Source organism: Bradyrhizobium sp. AUGA SZCCT0182 (assembly GCF_018130185.1).
GTDB lineage: Bacteria > Pseudomonadota > Alphaproteobacteria > Rhizobiales > Xanthobacteraceae > Bradyrhizobium.
Genome location: NZ_JAFCLY010000029.1, coordinates 1 through 20,262 on the forward strand (window position 1 = coordinate 1; position 20,262 = coordinate 20,262).

Annotated in this window: 18 protein-coding genes, 1 tRNA gene and 2 pseudogenes; 7 read left to right on the forward strand and 14 right to left on the reverse strand. The window is 59.8% G+C overall.

Going from position 1 to position 20,262, the window contains the following annotated elements; genetic code table 11:
* Positions 1-882 precede the first annotated feature (882 nt).
* A tRNA-Ser gene (locus JQ611_RS26695) sits at positions 883-976 on the forward strand.
* A 211-nt stretch (positions 977-1,187) separates the two neighbouring features.
* On the forward strand, positions 1,188-1,469 hold the full coding sequence (locus JQ611_RS26700; protein ID WP_212467081.1) for a hypothetical protein: 282 nt from the start codon (positions 1,188-1,190) through the stop codon (positions 1,467-1,469).
* Here JQ611_RS26700 and JQ611_RS26705 read toward each other — a convergent pair.
* Both JQ611_RS26705 and JQ611_RS26710 read right to left on the reverse strand, forming a co-directional pair.
* Positions 1,441-1,653 carry a hypothetical protein gene (locus JQ611_RS26705; protein ID WP_212467082.1) on the reverse strand — a complete coding sequence of 71 codons (213 nt, stop codon included), beginning with the start codon at positions 1,651-1,653 and terminating at the stop codon, positions 1,441-1,443. The genes JQ611_RS26700 and JQ611_RS26705 overlap by 29 nt on opposite strands.
* 453 nt (positions 1,654-2,106) lie before the next feature.
* Positions 2,107-2,349: a hypothetical protein gene (locus tag JQ611_RS26710; protein WP_212263666.1), complete on the reverse strand. Its 243-nt coding sequence runs from the start codon at positions 2,347-2,349 to the stop codon at positions 2,107-2,109.
* Positions 2,350-2,757: 408 nt separating this feature from the next.
* Between JQ611_RS26710 and JQ611_RS26715 the strand changes: the two genes are divergently transcribed.
* The gene (locus JQ611_RS26715; protein WP_212467083.1) at positions 2,758-3,318 is read left to right on the forward strand and encodes a PRC-barrel domain-containing protein; all 561 of its coding nucleotides are present in this window, start codon (positions 2,758-2,760) and stop codon (positions 3,316-3,318) included.
* Between the two features lie 122 nt (positions 3,319-3,440).
* Here the strand turns inward: JQ611_RS26715 and JQ611_RS26720 are convergent, their stop codons facing one another.
* Complete coding sequence (locus tag JQ611_RS26720; RefSeq protein WP_212467084.1) at positions 3,441-3,749, reverse strand: hypothetical protein; 309 nt, start codon at positions 3,747-3,749, stop codon at positions 3,441-3,443.
* A gap of 406 nt (positions 3,750-4,155) precedes the next feature.
* On the opposite strand from JQ611_RS26720, the gene JQ611_RS26725 reads away from it, so the two are divergent.
* Complete coding sequence (locus JQ611_RS26725; RefSeq protein ID WP_212467085.1) at positions 4,156-4,641, forward strand: hypothetical protein; 486 nt, start codon at positions 4,156-4,158, stop codon at positions 4,639-4,641.
* Between the two features lie 79 nt (positions 4,642-4,720).
* On the opposite strand, the gene JQ611_RS26730 is transcribed toward JQ611_RS26725, so the two are convergent.
* From JQ611_RS26730 to JQ611_RS26745, 4 genes are all read right to left on the reverse strand, one after another.
* Positions 4,721-5,743, reverse strand: coding sequence for a HupE/UreJ family protein (locus JQ611_RS26730; protein ID WP_212467086.1), 1,023 nt, complete (start codon positions 5,741-5,743; stop codon positions 4,721-4,723).
* A complete protein-coding gene (locus tag JQ611_RS26735) occupies positions 5,740-6,597 on the reverse strand; it encodes a peptidyl-prolyl cis-trans isomerase (RefSeq protein ID WP_249133479.1) in 858 nt (285 codons plus the stop codon). Before JQ611_RS26735 ends, JQ611_RS26730 begins: the two co-directional genes overlap by 4 nt.
* Positions 6,594-8,543: a DUF3604 domain-containing protein gene (locus JQ611_RS26740; RefSeq protein WP_212467087.1), complete on the reverse strand. Its 1,950-nt coding sequence runs from the start codon at positions 8,541-8,543 to the stop codon at positions 6,594-6,596. Before JQ611_RS26740 ends, JQ611_RS26735 begins: the two co-directional genes overlap by 4 nt.
* A gap of 170 nt (positions 8,544-8,713) precedes the next feature.
* Entirely contained in the window at positions 8,714-9,715 is a 1,002-nt protein-coding gene (locus JQ611_RS26745) for a transporter (protein WP_249133488.1), read from the reverse strand.
* Positions 9,716-10,119: 404 nt separating this feature from the next.
* On the opposite strand from JQ611_RS26745, the gene JQ611_RS41900 reads away from it, so the two are divergent.
* The 3 genes from JQ611_RS41900 to JQ611_RS26755 all read left to right on the forward strand — a co-directional run bounded on the left by JQ611_RS41900 (position 10,120) and on the right by JQ611_RS26755 (position 12,854).
* Positions 10,120-10,332: a hypothetical protein gene (locus JQ611_RS41900; RefSeq protein ID WP_249133489.1), complete on the forward strand. Its 213-nt coding sequence runs from the start codon at positions 10,120-10,122 to the stop codon at positions 10,330-10,332.
* A gap of 853 nt (positions 10,333-11,185) precedes the next feature.
* Positions 11,186-11,629, forward strand: coding sequence for a hypothetical protein (locus JQ611_RS26750; RefSeq protein ID WP_312012188.1), 444 nt, complete (start codon positions 11,186-11,188; stop codon positions 11,627-11,629).
* Positions 11,622-12,854 carry an HlyD family secretion protein gene (locus tag JQ611_RS26755; RefSeq protein ID WP_212388230.1) on the forward strand — a complete coding sequence of 411 codons (1,233 nt, stop codon included), beginning with the start codon at positions 11,622-11,624 and terminating at the stop codon, positions 12,852-12,854. Before JQ611_RS26750 ends, JQ611_RS26755 begins: the two co-directional genes overlap by 8 nt.
* A gap of 65 nt (positions 12,855-12,919) precedes the next feature.
* Here JQ611_RS26755 and JQ611_RS26760 read toward each other — a convergent pair whose 3' ends face one another.
* From JQ611_RS26760 to gatC, 7 genes and pseudogenes are all read right to left on the reverse strand, one after another.
* Positions 12,920-13,183: a hypothetical protein gene (locus tag JQ611_RS26760; RefSeq protein ID WP_212266315.1), complete on the reverse strand. Its 264-nt coding sequence runs from the start codon at positions 13,181-13,183 to the stop codon at positions 12,920-12,922.
* Positions 13,184-14,650: 1,467 nt separating this feature from the next.
* Positions 14,651-15,079 (reverse strand): annotated as a pseudogene (gatB, locus tag JQ611_RS26765) (Asp-tRNA(Asn)/Glu-tRNA(Gln) amidotransferase GatCAB subunit B); the annotation flags it as partial.
* Between the two features lie 1,200 nt (positions 15,080-16,279).
* Positions 16,280-17,830: pseudogene (gatB, locus tag JQ611_RS41905) on the reverse strand (Asp-tRNA(Asn)/Glu-tRNA(Gln) amidotransferase subunit GatB); the annotation flags it as partial.
* Positions 17,827-18,120, reverse strand: a complete 294-nt coding sequence (locus tag JQ611_RS26775) for a hypothetical protein (protein WP_409411302.1) — start codon at positions 18,118-18,120, stop codon at positions 17,827-17,829. The gene JQ611_RS26775 and the pseudogene gatB (JQ611_RS41905), both read right to left, overlap by 4 nt.
* 2 nt (positions 18,121-18,122) lie before the next feature.
* Entirely contained in the window at positions 18,123-19,598 is a 1,476-nt protein-coding gene (gene gatA, locus JQ611_RS26780) for an Asp-tRNA(Asn)/Glu-tRNA(Gln) amidotransferase subunit GatA (RefSeq protein ID WP_212467090.1), read from the reverse strand.
* Positions 19,595-19,807: a hypothetical protein gene (locus JQ611_RS26785; RefSeq protein ID WP_212467091.1), complete on the reverse strand. Its 213-nt coding sequence runs from the start codon at positions 19,805-19,807 to the stop codon at positions 19,595-19,597. The genes gatA and JQ611_RS26785 overlap by 4 nt, the downstream gene beginning before the upstream one ends.
* 77 nt (positions 19,808-19,884) lie before the next feature.
* Positions 19,885-20,172: an Asp-tRNA(Asn)/Glu-tRNA(Gln) amidotransferase subunit GatC gene (gene gatC, locus JQ611_RS26790; protein WP_212388218.1), complete on the reverse strand. Its 288-nt coding sequence runs from the start codon at positions 20,170-20,172 to the stop codon at positions 19,885-19,887.
* Positions 20,173-20,262 lie beyond the last annotated feature (90 nt).

Sequence of the window (20,262 nt, forward strand, 5' to 3'; positions counted from 1 at the left end):
CGGACCACTCCCGCTTAACGCGAGGGACTTAAGCGAACCACCTAACGGGACGACCTCGGGATGCCCCCCTCCGTCGCGTGATCACAATTACCGAGGACTTCTGCACACGCAACAAAGGAACCGCTTCCAGACGCATGACTCAGCGCCTTTTCCAGAGGGTGTTGCACAAATAACACGCGGACGTGATCGGACTTTCTCCGTAACTAATTGTTTCAAATAGACATTTTTTAAAAGTTCCATTTGCCTCCCGAATTGTTGCTGGCGGCCGGCCGGCGGGCGGTTTTCCCTCCTCGGGCATGTCGCAGCGTCGAATCGAGCACCCGAAATCACCGAATCCCCGTCAGACCGTCACACCCGTGGTGAAACGTAGGATCGGCGAAACGACCGTCGTAATGCCCGTTCGCCGCCATATATCCATCGCAGCCATATAAAGGCTCAGGGGCCGCGGGTGTCGCATTACCGGAACGGGTGCGGCCACGAACAGCTCTGCGGAACCGCCCCAGGATTGCAAAAGTCCCTATTACCTGGCGGCCGAAACGCGCCTTTACCTTTGCGGGTAACCCGCCTCATCAGAATCCGCGGTGGGTGGCGCCGAATCGCTGACAGCGTGTCGCCTGAATCAACGGATCCCGCATTTTGAAGACGTCAAAGCCAGCACGCGCGCGAAATGATTCCAAAGCCGGCTTTATTGAACGGACGCCGCCTGACCGCCGGCCGCATGGGGGCTTCCGAAGCCCTCAAGGAAGCCTCTCAAACCGGCGCCGCTAGATGCGAATTGGCGTACCAGCCGTGCCGGGAGGCGGCAGCGTCGCTAAATGGCCCCGGCGTAACCTGAATCTGCCGCTTGCGGCCCGCCCCCGCGTCGGGCATATCCGCCCTTACGGAGCTGTGGCCGAGTGGCTGAAGGCGGCGGTTTGCTAAACCGTTATAGGGTTGTAAAGCCCTATCGAGGGTTCGAATCCCTCCGGCTCCGCCACCCGCCTTCGCTTACGCTTCGGCGCGGCGTGCCGCGGTGAAGCCCAAGCGAAGGCGGGTGCCGCCCCATAGCTGCGAAACGGCAACGGCAGGCTGGTTCGAACGTTCTCCCCTCGCCGCCTTGCTCTTGCTTCGACAACACACTTGCATCCGTAAAAACGATCATGCGCCAGTCTTAGACCGGCACTGATTGACGGATATCATCACCCCGGATGAACGCGAACAACGAGCCTCGCAAATCCGCCCTCTATCTGCTGCTGCCTGCCATCCAGATATTGGGGACGATCACTTTCATCTGGCAGGCAATGCCTGAGTTCAGGCAGGTCGCAATCAATCCCGGCGAGCAGTTGCCGCGTGACGGCTGGTCCGATCTCATCTCCTTCAGCCTTCTATGCGTGATGCAAATCGCGTTCTGGTGCCGTGTACGCTGGGTTCCGATTCCGTTTCGGCGTCCGAACCTGATTCTCAATCACGTTCTTCCTGTTTCTGGGTAAGCTCAGTTTCATCTTCGGCAGCGCGCTGTTCGGCATCGCCGTCTTCAGGCACCTCCCCGAGCTTGATCGCGGCATCGACATTCTGCTCGCCGTCAGGCGCGGCGTGACTCTGGCGGGATGTCTGTTCGCGCTGTTTTGCGCCAGCCTCGAAGTGGAGCGGCTCGGGCAGGCCGTTGAGCCGCATCGCAACTGAGCCGGCAATCGCACGTCGCCAGAAACCGCCAACGAAAAAACCCGCCGGATGAGATCTCCGGCAGGCTCAAGTCAGGGTTAGCAACACGTTGCGAAAACAACGCTGCGAATAATCATCGCGCGTGCGCCTCGGTCCGGGGGATAGCCCAGCCTTATATCTTGTTCCGGGCGCGAAACTTTACAGGAATGGCTCAAGCAGCTGAAAGTGCTGCTTCGGCTCGACCAGGATGCTGCAATCTTTCTTCCCGATGTCCGGGAACAAGTGGCAATTCTTGGCGTTATCCCGCGTCTGATAGACACGGACATAGGACCCCTAAACGGCTTCAGCGCGCTTCCCCCCGTGCGTTGAGGCCGTTCTTTTTTTGAGGCTTCGCCGCCGCAGCAACCAGCGTCGTCGTCAGCTCGCCGCCTTGACGACCTCGATCCCGCCCGGCCCGCGGACGTCTCATAGGTTAAACAGTTGCGGATTGCTCGTGACGTATTCAGCCCAAAGCTCGCGCATCATCCGCCTTACGTCCTCAGCCCTGAAGCCGCTTCCATTCGGATGTCTGTTTGCGAGTTGACCTGAGCGTTCGATTCCCGAAAAGGGATCGCCCGGATATGGCGTGAAGGCTGCGTCGGTCGGCTTATGCACGATGCCTTGCGGAGTGATATTGAACTGGTCGCGCCTGACTAAAGTGCTCTCCATTGTCGACGTCCTGCGGCCAACAGGTCAAAGGCCTGAACGATACCTTGCAGGGAAAAGCGGGGAAGTGAGGATAAGTTCCTGGCGTTCGGATCAGTCGAAAGCTGCACGCTGGGTGCTGCCATCCCATCGGTTGATAACGAACGCAAACGAGTGCGACTACCAATCGTTCCGCGGCCACTGATTTTGAATGAGCCGGCGCAAATCAAAAACGCCGGGCAAAGAAAAACCCTGCCGATCACAGGGACTAACCTGCCCAATTGCCACTTGTTCCCGGTCTAGCGAGCAAGCCGCGGCACGGCGACCGCCCCGCCACGTCGTGTGCGGCGGGCTGTCGGCTTCCTCTGGCCCGCTGGAACATTTGATCTTCTGTTCTGTTCTCCAAGAACTGTTGAAACCCTGGAGGATGAAATGAAGACTCTCGTCACTGCCGCTCTTTTGAGTGTTGCCGTAATTAGCACCCCGGCTTATGCCCAGACCGCTCAGCCTGCTGATCGCGCTGCCCCGGCCGCGACCACCAGCCCGGCGGCTTCCAACACCAAGATGATGCTCAAGGGAAGCTGGCGCGCGTCGAAGCTCATGGGCCTCGACGTCTACAATGAAGCCAATGAAAAGTTGGGTGATGTCAACGAAATCATCCTGGACAAAAACGGCAAGGTTAGTGCTGTCGTTATCGGCGTCGGCGGCTTCCTGGGAATGGGCGAGCACGACATCGCCGTTTCCATGGACAAGTTGAAGTTCATGGAAGAGCCCGCCCGGACCGCCTCAACCGCTCCGGCGACGACAACCGCTCCGGCGACGACGCGTGATAGCACTACCGGCGCGGCCACAGCTCCGGCGAACACGACAACGTCGACGGCCCCCGCGCGCACGGCCGGCGCCAATGATTGGGTACCCGATCATGCCGTGATGAGCGGCACCAAGGAGCAGCTCAAGGCGATGCCGCAGTTCAAATATTCGGATTACAACTAGGCTCGAAACTGAGGGGGCCCATCCTGGGCCCCCTTTTTCTTAACGATGATCACGGCCGGGGGACTTCCGCCGCTGCGCGGCTACGCCATTTTCTCCGGATCCTGTCCGGATAACGACAAGCGCTAACTTCGGGGGCTGGCCGGGGGCGTCGTCGACGTTTGTGGCGGCGCGGGCTGGAGTTCGCCAGTCCCGTGGGGCACACAGGTGCCCACGTTGCTTAACAGCCGTTTGGCTTGCACGTCACGTGCTCTGGCATACTCGCGCCGACGCTCGAAGTTGACGACAGCCCCGCGGTCCCAAGCCTCGAATGCATCAGCATAGTGCTTGCGCATCTGTTCTTCCGCGGCGAGACACTCGGAGAACTTCTCGAACACCAGGTTTGTATTCACGGGGGTGATGCCGCCGACCAGGACCACGAGCATCCATTTCATCATCGCGCCCACGCTGTTGCCCTGCACACAACAGCGAGAACCCTGTTAAGTTCCAGCAGTCGGGAACAAGTGGCAATGGCCGGCGTTGAACGTTCCGTCTGGAGGATACCGGACATATGGAAACGGCCTCAGCGTCCTAACCCCGAGGCTGGGGCCGTTTCTGCTCGCCTTGGTGCTGAGGCGTCGCCGACTTCCTGGCGTCCCCGGCCGGCGCGGATTTGTTTGCCTGGACGGGATTCGCAATTTCGGCGACGCGACAAGGCATGCGGTCGTCGACGAGCACCCGGACGGTGCTCACATTTGAACCTTCCAACCCTCACGCGTCACTCATCCCGTAGGTCTTCGTGGCCGAGGAGAGTAAACTTGCCAAATTCGCCGTTCGAGACGCTTGCGATCGCGGACGTGGTTGACCGGTTGGGACTGGAAATGGTGTCGCGGGCATCTGGGCCGAGAAGGATTTGATCGTCAACGGCACCCTCTTCAATTGGGAGATCGATACGCCGGCCTGCTTCCTTGCTGTCGGCCGCGCCTGCGCTGCAAGAACCTGGTCGCGAGCAGCGCCGACATCAGGATCGCCAGGGACGCGCGGATCGATGGTGTACTGAGCTCGACCTACAATCACGGCTTTATCGAAGTCGGCCGGAACGTCCACGCAAGGCACTTCGTCATTGATGATCACACGACCATCGTGCGCGGGAACGCCGACGCACGCGGCTGGAAAGACGCCGAGCACGTCGAGGTCGCGCTGCCGGTGAGTTCCTGGATCGCGGAAGTTCGGCCCGAGTTCAAGGCGGAGTTCTTCGACGTCGACGGTGGCATGACCTGCCCCAACGGCAATGTCGAGCTGGTGCAAGCGCTGCTCGGAGGACGAGAGATCCTGCGCAACCTCTAGCGGATAAGCCCTAAACCTCGAATCTTAACGGCGTAGTTCGAGCTTGCAAGCGGCCTCTGTGCTCAAACGCGCCCGCGCGCTACGCAAAAAAAGCGGTCGTGCGCTCAATCACCCAATAGGCCGCCATGATGCCTATGGCGTACGCGACGCTCACATCGAGACGGTCAAGTGCCGGCTGTATCCGCGTGGGCTCCAGGAGCATTGACGCCAGATGGCGCAGCAATGCTATCAGCGACAAGACTGCGGCAACGAAGATGAGCTGCCCAATCTCCACCCCAACATTGAAAAACAGCAGCGCAACGGCGATCGAATGTTGAGGTAATCCCACCTCAGCCAGCGCGCCAGCAAATCCAAAGCCATGCAGGAGGCCGAAGGAGAAGGCAACGAGCCATGGCAGGCGCGCGGTCAAACTCGGCTTCCCACGGCGGGCGTTCAGAATCTCGACCGCAACCAGCATGATGCTGAGTGCTATGGTTGCCTCCAGGGGCGGTCCCGGCACATTTACGAAGCCCAGCGCCGCCGCTGCAAGGGTAATGCTGTGCGCGATCGTGAATGCCGTAACCGTAATGGCCACGCGGCCCCAGCCTCGTACGAGAATCACCAGCGCCAGCACAAACAGCAAATGGTCGAAGCCGAAAAGAATGTGTTCGACACCCAGGTGCAGATAGGTCGCTGCGATTTCCCAAGCGCCGGGCACGGCTTGAATGATGAATGCCGTCTTCGTTGGAGAAAGCCGTTCGGTCTGTATTGCGCCGCCAAGGCTTTCGATCCGAACCAGTACATCAGTCGATGTGGCCGATAGTCCGTTGATGGATACCGGCTGCCCTATAAATCCTCCGTCCCGCCGAATGGTACGGCGTTCAACATAGACTCCGTCGCTGAACGATCCACGGGGCCGCCCTACATCCTGAGTGCCCTCGGGCAGTTTGACGTAGATCGCGAGCCGCAAGTCCTCCCCGCGCGCAGGGATTTTGAAAAGCAGATTATACTCGCTGGGGCTGATCTGGCGCATTTCAAGATAGCCAGGCCGAAGTTCATCCGAGATCGCCGGCTGTGCCAGCAGCACCGCCAGAACAGCGAAGAACAAACGAAAACGGGTCATCGACCAACTTCGGCTGACGCCGCCTTGGGAGGAGATGCTTCCACCACGATTTCGTAGCGCTCCCGTAGCGAGGCATACAGCTTCTGTTCTGCCTCAAGACGCCGCGCGTTCGCCCACTCTCGGCGGACGGCCGGCCGGACATCATCGAGCGGCGGCAAGCTGCCGGAAACTCGTTCGTTGATAAAGACGAAATGCTGTCCAAAGCCAGAAGAAACCGGCCCCTGCCAGCGGCCCTTTTCCATCGCGAGTACCCGTTTGGCGAAGCGTTCTCCAAACTGGTTCGTTACCTTTGTTGCCGAGAAGCCACGAAACTCCTCGCCAAGCAGAAAGGGATCGCCGAGTGCCGTCGTATCTACAGCCGCGTCGGCGCCAGCCAGGACGCTCGCAACCTGTTTGCTGTCGCTCTCGATGGTGTTCGGGCGCCGCGTGGCGCTCAGGAAGACCTGACGGAATGTAATTTGATCGTCGGATCTGAAGCGCTCCGGATTGGACGCGAGGTAAGCGGCAAGCTGCTCGTCGCTCGGTTCCGGCATGTCCGCGGCGAGAAATTCCATCTTCTGCCGCACGCGGCGACGAATGATAACGTCGTCGCGGTCGAGCCCGGCCGCTTTACCCTCGCGGTAGAAGACTTCGTCGCGGATGTAGTCTTCGATCAGCCCCTGCAGTTCCTGCTCGCTTGGTGGCCGCCGCCACGTTCGCACAAATCCGTCGCCGAGATTGGCTATCCGCGAGGCGGAAACGACGATTTTCTCGGGCGCCTCATTTCGCTTGCCAACGAGACCGTAAAGCGCGAACAGCGCCGCACCAATCGCAAGAAACTGGAATAACGGTTCTCTTAGCAGCCGAGCGATCAAGGCGTGTACCAGATCGGCGAGGTGTAGGCGCGTTCGGTGGTCGTCATCCTGACTTCCGCCGGCATTTTGATACTGAAGTATTTTGCGTCATAGGCCGTCCAGCGCGGCGTCGGAATTTCGATCACGCGCACATAGTAGAAGGCGCGCAATGCGGGGTCGAAGTCGGGATCTTTCCATACCGTGATCATCTCGCCCGCGCCGATCGTGTTGGTCCATGTCGCGTTCGCGACATCGACGGTGCTGCCGACGGATGTTCTGCTGCGGCCATCGGCGTCGATCGTGCGGCCTCCGGACACGGCGACATCATAAATGCGCTCCTGCGCCTGCCCGTCCTTGCCAACCCAGCCCTTGATGACCTGGATGCGATCAAGATTTGCGCCGATCGGATCTTTCAATGCGGCGACAAGGAAGGTGGGAGACTTTCCGTTTGGCGCGCTGCTTAGGTCTCCGCCCATCGGCACGCCCTTGGTATAGCCAATTCGCGCCGGCGTGCGGTTGTTGGCATCGGCAGCCTCGAAGTCCCAGCCGCCGAAGAAGCGAACCGCCATGCGCGACCCGGTGGTGGCGTAGGTCTCGCGCCGCTTCATAGCGTCGAAAATCGCCTCACGGGTATTTTCAGTTGCCCATACCGCGGCGTACCCGGCCGCCGTCGTCTCCCAGCCCATGATAACGGCAATATTGGTTTTGACGAAGGGATGCATCGCCCGGCCGGCGCTTGGTTCGGCGGAAGATGTCTTGCCGAAGAAATTGTCCTCCTCGACGGCCGCGAGCGCGGTATGCGTATCGGTGCTGCCGACCAGGCCGAACTTGTATGGATTAACGCCGAGTTCGGCTTCCATCTTGAGGCCGTTCTTGAGTGCCGAACGGACATACTCGAATTCGAGCATCTCCGGCCGTTTCGCTTCCGTCAGATCGAGGTTGCCCTTGTCCCATCGCTCGTAGTTTGCAAATTCATCATTGGGTGAAAGAAATGGATGGGTCTCGCCATCGCCCTTCATTTGCGTGGCTTCGTAGAGCGGCTCCCAGCGCATGCGGTTCTCCGCATATTCGCGGTCGATCCGCTTGCCGTTGAACGATTCGATGATCGGAAACATCCGACCGTTGCTCAGATTTCCGTTGTGCGCCAGCGCAAGAATTTCGGCGCCGGTCTTCTCCTCAACCATCGCCATCCACTTCCAGAGATCGCGGGGATTTGGACTGCCAAGCGGCGGCTGCGTGGTGTAGGGTTCGACGAGGCTCGCCTTGGCTCCGTTGTCGCGCCAAATGACATTGCGATGAAGGTTGTTGCCGCCCGCGTTCGAAGTCCACTCATAGCCGATGAATGCGGTGAAACGACCCGGCTCATTGGCTTCTTCGGCGGCTTTGATGGTTTCGCGCCAGGCGCTGCGATAGGCCGGCGTCCCCGGTGTCGGGAAGCCCTTCGGCAGTTGTCCCTTGCCGAAGCTGACGATGATATCCATCGCCGCCTGCGCACCTTTGCCGGAACTGATCTCGTCGTACCACTTCCGGCCCTGCGGCGTCGCCAGCAGGCCGGGATCGCCCCCGATCAGTTGCGGGAAAAAGCCCATGCCGTCCGAATGATCCGCCACCACCATGAAATCTAGCGGTCGCGAGAGTTTGGCCCTTTGTCCGCTGGAAGCGATGACTTCCTCGCCCTTGGCAAAGCGATAGGCGTCCTTTGGACCGAGCCGAGCACCGAACGCGCCGGCGTCCATCGAGTATGAGGTGTGCGTGTGCGTGTCGCCGAAGTACGGCCGTGTCGGAAAATTGCGTCCCGCATAGGGCGAGTAAGGCGGCTTGGACGGAAACACCTTATCGGCCGTTTCCTTGTCCAGTGTGCCGATGTCCGTGGTTAGATCATTCGCGGCAACGGCAGTAGCAACCAGGCATGCGGCACAAGCACCGGCCAGCGCGGCTCCGGAGATGGAGGACAAACGGAACATCATCGGTGCCCCTATGACTTCTGTAATGGCTTTAATAAATTTTGAGCTGTCGCGATGTTAGGCCTTCAAGAAACCGCTTGGAAGCCCGCAGCGCTCTATTTGGTCAGGCATATTACCGTTTCCGGGTGTCCGCCGTAATCGGAGCATCCGTCCGAGAACGACATATGATCGCATTACTTGGTGGCGATCCGGCGGGTAGGCGTCACGGTGCTGGTGGGGGCCATCGGCGAGATCGAGAATGTCAGCCAGGTATTCCATCCCGACGGCCGGTTGGCGGCTTCAAATTCGCCGTAGCCCTTCAGGTTCAGGTATCCCTGCATGTCGCCTACCGGAAAAAGGAACCCAATCTGCGGTCCGATCCCGAGGACACGCGATCGGAATCCACCCAGGATCGGATGGGCGCCGAAGTCATCCGTGATTTGCTGATAACCGTACCCCACAAGTCCGACGAACACCTGCTTGGACAGAAACTTGGACGCGCCCCAGTCGACGTGGAAATCGATGCCGCTCTGATAATCCCGATCCTTGTTTATGAAATTGTAGGTAAAGCCCGCGACCGCCGAAAATTCGTGCCCGGTTGCTGGATTGAAGTAGGTGTAGCCACCGCCCCCATCGATCGCGGCGTGACCAATCCCGAGATTGGCAAGGCGGGTTCGATCATAGGCCCCGACAGGAATGTCGCCGGTCACATAGGTCATGAAGTTGTGGACGCCGGCGTTCCATTTCAGTGTTGCCTGGGGATACAGATCGCCGACGGAAGTGATTGAATCGCCGAGAAAGCCGGTTCGAGTCGCGAAAAGCGGGCCGACCGCCGCCGTCAGCGTACCGTCGATGCTGGCGCTCGACCGCCCGAACAGGCCGGTTACGCCGATGGCCAACTGCCCACCGAGCACCGGCGTCGCGAAGGTATAGGTGGGATTGAGCAGGATGAGATCAGCCTGCGCATTCAGGTTGAGGTTTAAATTTACGTTGACGGTCCTCGGAATCCTGCCGATCTCAATCTCTCTTGCCGCCGCCGCAGCGCCGGACGCCCCCACGGTGGTGTGATAATACACTTCGGCCATCGACCAGCCCGGGACGGTGGGCACTGCTGCGAGGCTGCCGAAGCGGCCGGGGACCCAGTACGATACCCCGGCTTGGTCGGCCTGTACCGGCTCGGGCAGCACCCCGAACATCAGCGCTGCGAGCGCAAAACCGGCGTGCACGAGCCAGCGGCCTGTCCTTTGCTGGGATTTCGCATGTGCCATGTCTTAGCTCCCAGAGCGAATTGTTTCCGCTCATGGATTGAATGCCTCACCGCGTCTCGGCGCAACGCAAAAACCGATTGGCGGGACACGCCAGCGCCGGCTGTTGCTCGAAAACCACTAAAGCTACGCCAGGCCGTAAGCATCCCACCGTGCTTAGCAACCCAGATCAAGCAGCTCTTTGCTTTTGGGTTCGTTCGAAGCCAACTTCGGCTTAGTGTAGGAAGCCAGTGCAACTCAGACCAAGAAGGGCTCCGGCTCAATCAATCGTCGAAACAAAGGAGGCCAAAAAGAAGACTCCGTTTGCGTTATCGGCGCTACTGATCACTGGGTTCATGGCCGCAAGCAGCGAACCGGCCAGTGCCGTAGTTTACTGCCAATACGTTTCGTATCCGGCTGGATGCGTCGTAAGGCCCGGCGTCGTGCTGCGGCCGCGACCAGTCGCGCGAGCCGTGGTGCCCCCCGGCGTCGGTGCGGCTGGTGTCGGAGTGCGGCCAGGAACGCCGATGAATCGTGGTGGTCCGGTAAATCGAGTCGGCAGGCGCTGATCTCCGAGGTCATTCGTACTTTGTGCATCAGCCGGAGACTGCGCAGAACTCGTATGCCCGGCCTTAACTGGATTCAGACGATGCCGGGCAAACCTGATTCATGATCCTGCGCTTACGGCGCGCTTGAAGTGTGGTCTGAATGCCGAGTCCTTCGTGCGCGGCAAAGCGGACGTGCGCCAATCGCTTGGATTTATGAGTTCATCCGGATCCACCTATGCACTGCGAACTGCGTCGTCTTGCATGCAAGCCTAATTTCGATGCGTCCATGCGACAAAACAACCCGACGGGCAAATCAGTTCTGGTTTTCGGAAAACGTGTCAAGCCCCAAAATAAAAAATATTTCTGTTTACCAGAAGGCAAAGCTGTCGGAGAAGCGCAAGCGGGAACGGCAGCGACGGAGTCAACCAAGAACTCGTCTCCGGGGAGATCACGGCATAAGCCGTAAAGCCATTGCGCAGGGAAGGCCGGGTGTTCTCCGCTGCCCTGTATGCTCGTGTGCATTTTGTTTTGTGCAAACCGCACGCGAGACCGCGGGTGCAGCGCGCACCCGGTCTTCCCTGCGCCCTCTCCTTTCCGAGCGGGCGGCAAATGACGCAAAACTCGGGCATCTCGTGCCGTGAGAATGTGGACCCATGCCCTCACATATTTGAAAGACGATCATTGCAAGTCGCAGCAGCTAATTTCGCGTTGCGGAAGACAAATCAGAGCCGAAACGCTCATCCGAAGCGACGCGCTGTGTGCTTGCCAAGTTCTCGCTTTACGTAAAAGATGGCAGCGCCTAGCCGGGCGGCCGTCCATGCCTTCGTTCGCGCATTGCTGGCTATTCGCCCGCCTTTTAGACGTGGAGAATTGCGTGAGTGAAGCTCTTCATCCAGCCGCCCCCCATCATCTGCCAGGTTTCATCACGGCGCCGGGTGACACCGACGTTTTGATGGTCGTTATGGGGATCTTCCTGATCGGCACCATTCTCGCGGTCGGTAATTTCTATTTGCACCTGCACACGCTGCCGGAGCGGTTGGCCCACAAGTCGCAAAAGCTGCAGTTTGAAATCGTGGCCGTGCTGGGTCTGCTGGCGCTGTTCACGCACAACCATTTGTTCTGGGTGATCGGCCTGTTCCTCGCCATGATCGATCTTCCGGATTTCGCTTCGCCGCTGCGCAGGATCGCCGGATCGGTTGAAAAGCTGGCCGGCGTTCCGCCTGAACCAGACCCGACCGAGCCGCCTCCAGAAACTGCAGGCCACGCGGCCGTCACTAACAGCGGCGCTGCCAAGAGTGAGGCAAAGAGTCATGCTTGAGATCATCCTCTGCTCGCTCGTGACGATATTGCCGGACTATCTCTATCGCCGCTATCGGCAGGGAAAGCGCATCGGCCACGAAATCACGCTTTATTCGGTCTGGTTCGAGCTGCGATTTGGCATCATCGGCTGCCTGATGCTCACGGTCGCGCTGATCACGATGATCTTCTATTATCATCCATCGACCTCGTCGGCGACGTTGTACTATCGGACCGTCCCGATCATGTCCGAAGTAGCCGGCCGGGTGGCGGAGGTTAACATCGATGTCAGCGCGGCCGTCAAGCAAGGTGAGGTGATTTTCAGAATTGACAGTTCCAAGCAGGAGGCAGCGCTACTGACGGCCAAACGCAAGATCGCCGAAGTCGATGCCGCCATGCTGTCGGCGCAGGCCGATGTTCTCAAGGCCGAAGGGCAGATCCTGCAGGCTCAGGGCGATTATCAGCAAGCCACCGACGAGCTGAATACCAAGCGGGACCTCCAGCAACGCAATCCCGGCATCGTTCCGCAGCGTGACATCGAAAAGCTCCAGGTGCTGCAGGCGGGTCGGCAGGGCTCGCTAGATGCCGCCAACGCTTCAAAACAATCCGCGGCGGTTCGCGTCACCGCCCTCCTCCCCGCCGAGAAAGCCAGCGCAGAGGCCGCGCTGGCCGAAGCGCAGGTCGATCTGGACAAGACCTTCATTCGTGCAGGGTTCAACGGGCGGGTCGAGCAGTTCGGGCTGAGGCCGGGCGATATCGTCAATCCAATGATACGGACGGCCGGCGTCCTGATTCCGGAGGGCGCGGGACGGGTTGCACTGTCGGCTGGGTTTGGGCAGATCGAGGCTCAGGTCATGAAAGTCGGAATGGTGGCCGAGGCCACCTGCATTTCCAAGCCGTGGACGATCATTCCGATGGTGGTGACCAATGTGCAGGACTACATCGCGGCTGGCCAGTTCAGGGGCGGCGAACAGCTGATCGAGGCGCAGAGCACCGTGCGTCCTGGCACCATTCTCGTTTTCATGGAGCCGATCTACAAGGGCGGGCTGGAGGGCGTGACGCCCGGCAGCAGCTGTATCGCCAACGCCTACACCAGCAATCACGAACGGATCGCGTCAGGCAAGCTCAGCGCGTTCAAGAGCTTCGCGTTGCACGTCGTTGACGCCACCGGCCTCGTGCATGCGATTCTGTTGCGGATTCAGGCCCTGCTGCTGCCCATCAAGACGCTGGTGCTGAGCGGACACTGAGGGTTTGTCCGGATGCTCCCGGTGTCGGGTTAACTGACACCAGGCACTCCAGGCGGCCCGCCGGCTTAGTGCGAGGTCATCCAGGCGCGGGCTTCGCGCTGCGCCGTGGCGATCTCGACATCCGACATCATCTCGGCGACTTCGCGGCGCATCGAGATCGCGTCAGTGCGGCCTTTCAGGGCGGCGAGATTGAACCATTTATGGGCGGCGACCAGGTTGACGACGCCGGAACGACCGCTCGCCCAATACAGGCCGCGCTCGAACAGCAAATCGGGGATTGCGGTTTCCACCGGTGTCGCCGTCTCCAGATCGAATTGTCCCTGAAACATCGTAGTCTCCCCTTTTTATTGTTGCCGCCCTCCCCCGAGCGCGGCCCCTGTCCACTGTCTAACGTCCCGTTATGCCCCACGCCGTTTGCCGGCTTGTTGGGATGATCATGGCCCATCAAATTTGAAGGGCAGTTTAAATATCGCGATGAACGGGGTGTAAACGCGAAGCGCCCCGGCGCCGGTGAAGAATCGCAAAAGTCCCTGTGCCGCAGCAACAAGTGAGGATTCGTGAAGACCGGTTTACCCTGCCGCTTCGCACAACGATAACCATCGTGACGGCTCGCATCTCGCGCGCGCCGTCATCGGCACGTGGAAGACCTGGTATTGCAAAAGTTCCCGTGATGGATCGGCGGGCGGATGGCGCAAACGGCGTGCGGTGGCGCATGAGCACGATCTGCGGCAGCCCGAGCGGGCCACGGGCGGTCGGGGCAGTCATGTAAAGGATTTGGAAAGATCGAATGCCGGGCACCAAGGGCGCGGCTATCGTTCCGGGGAACAGGAGACGTTCCGGGGAACGAGGGCGTCGGCGAACACGTCAGGACCAGATTTCAGTCGGGGCTTTGGGCCCAGTGAAATTGCGGAGCAAAGATTCCGCACCGAACGAAGAAAACCTGTTTCTTCTGCCGGACCGGTTTTGGGAAAGCGAACTCTCCCGAAAGTCGATCCAGCCGTTTGACCTGATGTCTCGCCGACACCCTCTTTCGTCGACCAGAGCCATCCGAGCTATGTTTGCTTAGAGAAGCAAACCGTCTGATGGCTCGTGTGACGTGCCGGCATCAAGCCGCCGGCAATTTTTTCAAGACGAAGTTACTTCTTCTTCTTGGCGACCTTGCGGGTCTTCTTCGCAGTCTTCTTCACTGCGCTCTTCGCCTTCTTTGCCTTCTTAGCTTTCTTGGCCATGTTGCCCTCCTAATGTAAGTGAGATGGCTTAGTTCGCTGCGTGCACTCGGGAATCGATGTGCACTACATCCCGAATACACCAACACATTCAAAAAAACAGCGTCCCGCTTAAGGAAGTGTTGACGCAGCAATGTGAGAGCGCGCGCGAAGCTGGTGTCGGCGCCACCAAAACACGCCCGTACGACGATGCAAAAAGTGCAGCAACGACCGACATCGGCGTTTGTCAATATTGGAGGAAACGCTTGTATTACAGATGTTTTCGCGATTCACGCATGTGATGATTGGTGCGCAAACGACGTTATCGCGACTCATCGAGACCGCCCAAAAGCCGCTGGCGCGGACTCTGAGTCGCAAATTTTGGCAATGAAAATATTTTCGTGGATTCAGCGTCCACGTCTCATCGCCGCTCGCCAGAACCGAATTTCTGGACGAATCGCTGCGATCGATTCGCAAGGCCCGTTGTCCGTCGTGACGATGGTTTTTGATCCGCGATGCGCGATCGATGCACGCTTTCGCGCGTCGATCGCAACGTGAGCTACCGCGAAAAGCGTCCCGTTACGGGACGCTTCAGATGCCGAGCTTCGCCTTCAAGAGATCGTTGACGGCTTGCGGATTGGCCTTGCCGCCGGACGACTTCATCACCTGGCCGACGAACCAGCCGGCGAGTTGCGGCTTGGCTTTCGCCTGCGCGACCTTGTCCGGGTTGGCGGCGATGATGTCGTCGACCACCTTCTCGATCGCGCTCAAGTCCGTGACCTGCTTCATGCCGCGCGTCTCGACGAGCACGCGAGGGTCGCCACCTTCCTGCCAGACGATCTCGAACAGGTCCTTTGCGATCTTTCCGGAGATCGTGCCCTCGCCGATCAGGTCGACGATCGCCGCGAGTTGCACCGCAGAGACCGGTGAGCCCGCAATATCACGGCCTTCCTTGTTGAGGCGTCCGAACAGCTCGTTGATCACCCAGTTGGCGGCAAGCTTGCCGTCGCGCGCCTTGTCGGTGGCTAGCCTTCCCTACTCACTCGGAGGCCAAGGTATCGGAACGCCCAGTATATCTGCCAAACTCTTGCCGCCGTACTCCACCAATTTATGGTCCATCGCCTCAAGGCGCGGCAAGCCCCTAACCGCCTCTGGAAGTGGAGACGTTGCCCACGGGTTAAGTGCCAAAATCGGCTCCCGATTTGCCTCTCTAAGCTTCCAAATGTCGGTCTGCGGGATAAGCAATATTCCGGACACGTGTTGGTTTCGTGCGCCTTCCGGTCCGAACCAAAGCCCATCACGAGCACGATCGTGGCTGATCTTCCCGTCGACTGAGACCACTAGTTCGGTACCGAAGAGCGCCTCCGCAATTGCGTTCTTGGCTTGACTCGGACCAAAGATTTGATCCTTTGCGTCGGCCACCACTATCAAGTATGGCGCGTCCAACGAGCCGTATTTGTTGGTTTTGGCCCACAGACCTCCCCGGATGTCCTGATGGGGAGTTATTACTCCACCGCCGCCCCATGCGACCCCAATCGCGGGCGATCCCGCTGCAGAGCTACCACCAGAGAAAAGCTCAAGTTCAACAATCCATTCGCCTATCACAAAGCGTCTGACGATCGGCGTACTTGTTCCGCTAGCTGAGCTCTCCTTTGCCCAAAGTTCAACCGAATCCAAAAGCGTCGACAAATCAGGCTTGTCCGGTCCCGCCTGCACCAGTGTGTAACCGAGCAAGCAGCCAGCCGGTAATTTCGCCTGGTTGATTGCGTTGTAGATAGGCGCCTCACGACCAAGTTGATCCACCTTCTCGTCTGCGCGATTGACGGTAGTCACCTCCACGTAGAGCCGTTTGCCCGACTGATCGGTGGCCGCAAAATCTGGATGTGCATCCGTCCCTGGCAAGCTCGGATGCGCAACAACCTTGTAATTTAGTGCAATTAGCAACGCATGGACTACGAGTTCACATAGAGCCGCTCCAAATGCGTTGTTTCCACCATTTCGCATTCTGGAAATGAGCTGGCGCCGATCGTCTAGCGCGACGTCGGATAGCCAACCGTTCATTAGTAATCTGAATTCGTCATATCCACTGCGGGCGCACTCGTCGTAGTAGTCGAAGAGCCGTTCACCGCGCTGCAATGGCTCTTGTCTAGTTCTCTTGCGATCCTCGAAAAGGACGTCACGATTCTTTTTCACAGGCATATTCGGGGTTTCACCCCCTTCTAGACCGAGCTTCGACCTCAGCAGGACGTTGACAGCCTTCGGATCGGCTTTGCCGCCAGAGGATTTCATTACCTGACCGACAAACCATTGAACTGCCGCCGGTTTTGCTTTCGCCTGCGCAACCTTGTCCGGGTTGGCGGCAACAATGTCATCGACAACCTTTTCAATCGCACCGAGGTCGGTGACTTGGGTTAGATTATTCTCTGAAACGTACGCTCGGGGATCGATCTTTGGATTTGCAAATACAGCTTCCAGAACATCTTTGGCGGTCTTACCCGAAATCACTCCTGTGGAGATCATAGTCACGATCGCTGTATTTGCTGATGGTGGCAGGGGTCCCAAAACAGGCGTGAAAAATCCCGGTTGCGGCCTCGCAGGGCGTTGCACTGGCTGGGAAAGTGGTTGAACCCAGTCCATTATCGGTAGATCCGACTTCTGGCGGCTCATTCGGCCCAGGTACTCATTGATCAGCCAATTTGCAGCGGACTTTGGCTCCGCTCCTTCACCGACCATGGCCTCGAAATATTCAGCTCTCTCGCGCTCGGCCACCAGCACGCTGGCGTCGTAGGGCGACAGTCCGAAACCTTCGATGAAGCGGGCCTTCTTCTGGTCCGGCAATTCCGGCAGCTCGGCCTTCAGGCCGGCGACATAGGCTTCGCTGAACTCGAGCGGCAGCAGGTCGGGATCGGGGAAGTAACGGTAGTCGTGCGCCTCCTCCTTGGAGCGCATCGAGCGCGTCTCGCCCTTGCCCGGATCGTACAGCCGGGTCTCCTGATCGATGACGCCGCCATCCTCGATGATTTCGATCTGGCGCCGCGCCTCATACTCGATCGCCTGGCCGATGAAGTTGATCGAGTTCATGTTCTTGATCTCGCAGCGGGTGCCGAGCGGTCCGCCGGGCTTGCGCACGGAGACGTTGACGTCCGCGCGCAGTGAACCCTTCTCCATGTCGCCGTCGCAGGTGCCGAGATAGCGCAGGATCGAACGCAGTTTGGTCACATAGGCCTTGGCCTGCTCGGCATCGCGGATGTCCGGTTTCGAGACAATCTCCATCAGCGCCACGCCGCAGCGGTTGAGGTCGACATAGGACATGGTCGGGCTCTGGTCGTGCAGCGATTTGCCGGCGTCCTGCTCCAGGTGCAGACGCTCGATCCCGATCGAGACGCTGTGGCCGCCGTCAAGTTCGACCTCGACCACGCCCTCGCCCACGATCGGCGACTTGTACTGGCTGATCTGGTAGCCCTGCGGCGAATCCGGATAGAAATAGTTCTTGCGGTCGAACACCGAGCGCAGATTGATCTGCGCGTTTAGCCCAAGGCCGGTGCGAACTGCCTGACGAACGCATTCCTCGTTGATGACAGGCAGCATGCCCGGCATCGCGGCATCCACCAGCGAGACGTGGGTGTTCGGCTCGCCGCCGAACTCGGTCGAAGCGCCCGAGAACAGTTTTGACTGCGAGGTGACCTGGGCATGGACCTCCAACCCGATCACCATTTCCCAATCGCCGGTGACGCCCCTGATCAGTTTGGCCGGTTTGACTGTCGCGTTCATGCTTTTCCACTCCCGAGCAGCGCGGACACGATCCGCTCCCATTCGGCTTCCAGAGAATCCTTGGCCACAGGCTGGCCCGCCTGCCGGTACCAATAACCGGCATTGCCGAGATCACCCTCGACACGATGCAGATAGGCATGCACCCAGGCGGCGTCGCGCGTGTTTTCGTCCTGGACGATCTTGTGCGCCTCGTCCCATTGGCCCTTGGCCGCCCACCACAATGCCGCCAGCGGCGGTTCCAGGCTAGGTGCCGGGGACGTCCCCGACAGGCTGGCGCGGAAGTCGCCCATCGCTACCACCAGCGCTCGGGCGTGAAGCGCCCGGCCGCCTGCTCCACCACTTCGCCGAGCGAGAACAGCGTCTCTTCGTCGAAAGGCCGGCCGATCAGTTGCAGGCCGAGCGGCAACCCCTGCACATCCTTGCCGGCGGGAACGGCGATGCCCGGCAGTCCCGCCATGTTCACGGTCACCGTGAAGATGTCGTTGAGATACATCTCGACCGGATCGGCGCCGCCCTTCTCGCCGACGCCGAATGCCGCTGACGGCGTCGCCGGCGTCAGGATTGCGTTGACGCCTTTGGCGAAGCAGTCCTCAAAATCCTTCTTGATCAGGGTACGTACTTTTTGCGCTCGCAAATAATAGGCGTCGTAATAGCCGGCGGAGAGCACATAGGTGCCGATCATGACGCGGCGGCGCACTTCGTCGCCAAAACCTTCGGCGCGGGTGTTCTCGTACATCTCACCGATGGAGCCGCCGGGCACGCGCAGGCCATAGCGCACGCCGTCGTAGCGCGCCAGGTTAGACGACGCCTCGGCGGGTGCGACGATGTAATAGGCCGGCAGCGCGTATTTGGTATGCGGCAGCGATATCTCGACAAGCTCCGCGCCAGCCGCCTTCAGCCAGGCCGCGCCTTCGGTCCAGAGCTTTTCGACTTCCGCCGGCATGCCATCGAGGCGGTACTCCTTGGGAATGCCGATCTTCATGCCTTTGACGGACTTGCCGATCGCGGCCTCGTAGTCCGGCACCGCACGATCGACCGACGTCGTGTCCTTGGGATCGTGCCCGGCCATCGAGCGCATCAGGATCGCGCTGTCGCGCACCGTGCGCGCAATGGGCCCTGCCTGATCGAGCGAGGACGCAAAGGCGACGATGCCCCAGCGCGAACAGCGGCCGTAGGTCGGCTTGACGCCGACGGTGGCGGTGAACGCCGCCGGCTGGCGGATCGAACCGCCGGTATCGGTCGCGGTCGCGCCCATGCAAAGCAGTGCGGCCACCGCGGAAGCCGAGCCGCCCGACGAGCCGCCCGGCACCAGCGAGGTATTGGAGCCTTCGCGCCGCCACGGATTGACCACCGGGCCGAAGCACGAGGTCTCGTTCGAGGAGCCCATCGCGAACTCGTCGTTGTTGAGCTTGCCCAGCATCACGGCGCCGTCGCGCCAGAGCTGCGAAGTGACTGTCGACTCATAGGGCGGCACGAAATTGCCGAGGATTTTCGAGCACGCGGTGGTGCGCACATCCTTGGTCGCGAACAGGTCCTTGATGCCGAGCGGAATGCCGGCCAACGGGCCGCCCTCGCCTTTGGCGATCCTGGCGTCGATCGCGCGCGCCATGGCTCGGGCCTTGTCCGGCGTTTCCAGCACGAAGGCATTGAGCGCGCGCGCCGCCTCGATCGCGGCAAGGTGCGCGTCGGTCAGTTCAAGCGAGGTGAAAGACTTGTTCGCGAGGCCATTCCTGGCCTCGGCGATCGTCATCGAAATCAAATCGGTCATTTATTGATCGGGCTGCAGAAGAATGGAGACAGGGTCTTGTCGCTCGCGGGGTCGTCTTGCTTGGGCCGCGTCAGCTCGGACGCCTCGAGCGCGTCGAGCACGGCGTCCATCGCCTTGTCGGGATCGGCGGCCTTGCCCTGCCGCTCCATCGCGTCGAGATAGTTCATGTAGGCCGCATAAGCCTTTTCATCGTCGCAGAGCATGCACATCGCGGATCTCTAAGACTCTTTTGTTTGACGCGTTTTCTTCACGCGAACCGGTATCCACTTCGCTCGAAAACACGATGTTACTCGACGACCTTCGGCACCAGAAAGAAATGGTTCACGGTGTCGGGCGCGTTTCTGACGACATCGTCGGCGATCTCGCCGTCATTGATCACGTCAGGACGTTTCTTCATTTCCATCGGGGTCACCGAGGTCATTGGCTCGACGCCGTCGACGTTCACCTCCGAAAGCTGCTCTACGAACGCCAGCATGGCGTTCAGTTCGCCCTGCAGATGGGGAACTTCGGCCTCGGCGACCGCAATTCGCGCAAGATGCGCGATGCGGCGAACGGTAGCGGCATCAACGGACATTAATATAAGGCCTCAATCGGGGGATCGCACCCGCCGTATAGCAGAGCCCGGTTTTGCGCCGCAACCACGGGGAACCGCCCCGCCGGCATT

What these genes read in the sequence shown, in the direction of transcription:
- JQ611_RS26775 (WP_409411302.1), bottom strand. Translation starts at nt 18,120, where the DNA reads ATGGGCGACTTCCGCGCCAGCCTGTCGGGGACGTCCCCGGCACCTAGC.
- JQ611_RS26705 (WP_212467082.1), bottom strand. Translation starts at nt 1,653, where the DNA reads ATGCGGCTCAACGGCCTGCCCGAGCCGCTCCACTTCGAGGCTGGCGCA.
- gatC (WP_212388218.1), bottom strand. Translation starts at nt 20,172, where the DNA reads ATGTCCGTTGATGCCGCTACCGTTCGCCGCATCGCGCATCTTGCGCGA.
- JQ611_RS26715 (WP_212467083.1), top strand. Translation starts at nt 2,758, where the DNA reads ATGAAGACTCTCGTCACTGCCGCTCTTTTGAGTGTTGCCGTAATTAGC.
- JQ611_RS26745 (WP_249133488.1), bottom strand. Translation starts at nt 9,715, where the DNA reads ATGTTCGGGGTGCTGCCCGAGCCGGTACAGGCCGACCAAGCCGGGGTA.
- JQ611_RS26755 (WP_212388230.1), top strand. Translation starts at nt 11,622, where the DNA reads ATGCTTGAGATCATCCTCTGCTCGCTCGTGACGATATTGCCGGACTAT.
- gatA (WP_212467090.1), bottom strand. Translation starts at nt 19,598, where the DNA reads ATGACCGATTTGATTTCGATGACGATCGCCGAGGCCAGGAATGGCCTC.
- JQ611_RS26730 (WP_212467086.1), bottom strand. Translation starts at nt 5,743, where the DNA reads ATGACCCGTTTTCGTTTGTTCTTCGCTGTTCTGGCGGTGCTGCTGGCA.
- JQ611_RS26700 (WP_212467081.1), top strand. Translation starts at nt 1,188, where the DNA reads ATGAACGCGAACAACGAGCCTCGCAAATCCGCCCTCTATCTGCTGCTG.
- JQ611_RS26720 (WP_212467084.1), bottom strand. Translation starts at nt 3,749, where the DNA reads ATGAAATGGATGCTCGTGGTCCTGGTCGGCGGCATCACCCCCGTGAAT.
- JQ611_RS41900 (WP_249133489.1), top strand. Translation starts at nt 10,120, where the DNA reads ATGGCCGCAAGCAGCGAACCGGCCAGTGCCGTAGTTTACTGCCAATAC.
- JQ611_RS26710 (WP_212263666.1), bottom strand. Translation starts at nt 2,349, where the DNA reads ATGGAGAGCACTTTAGTCAGGCGCGACCAGTTCAATATCACTCCGCAA.
- JQ611_RS26740 (WP_212467087.1), bottom strand. Translation starts at nt 8,543, where the DNA reads ATGATGTTCCGTTTGTCCTCCATCTCCGGAGCCGCGCTGGCCGGTGCT.
- JQ611_RS26785 (WP_212467091.1), bottom strand. Translation starts at nt 19,807, where the DNA reads ATGTGCATGCTCTGCGACGATGAAAAGGCTTATGCGGCCTACATGAAC.
- JQ611_RS26760 (WP_212266315.1), bottom strand. Translation starts at nt 13,183, where the DNA reads ATGTTTCAGGGACAATTCGATCTGGAGACGGCGACACCGGTGGAAACC.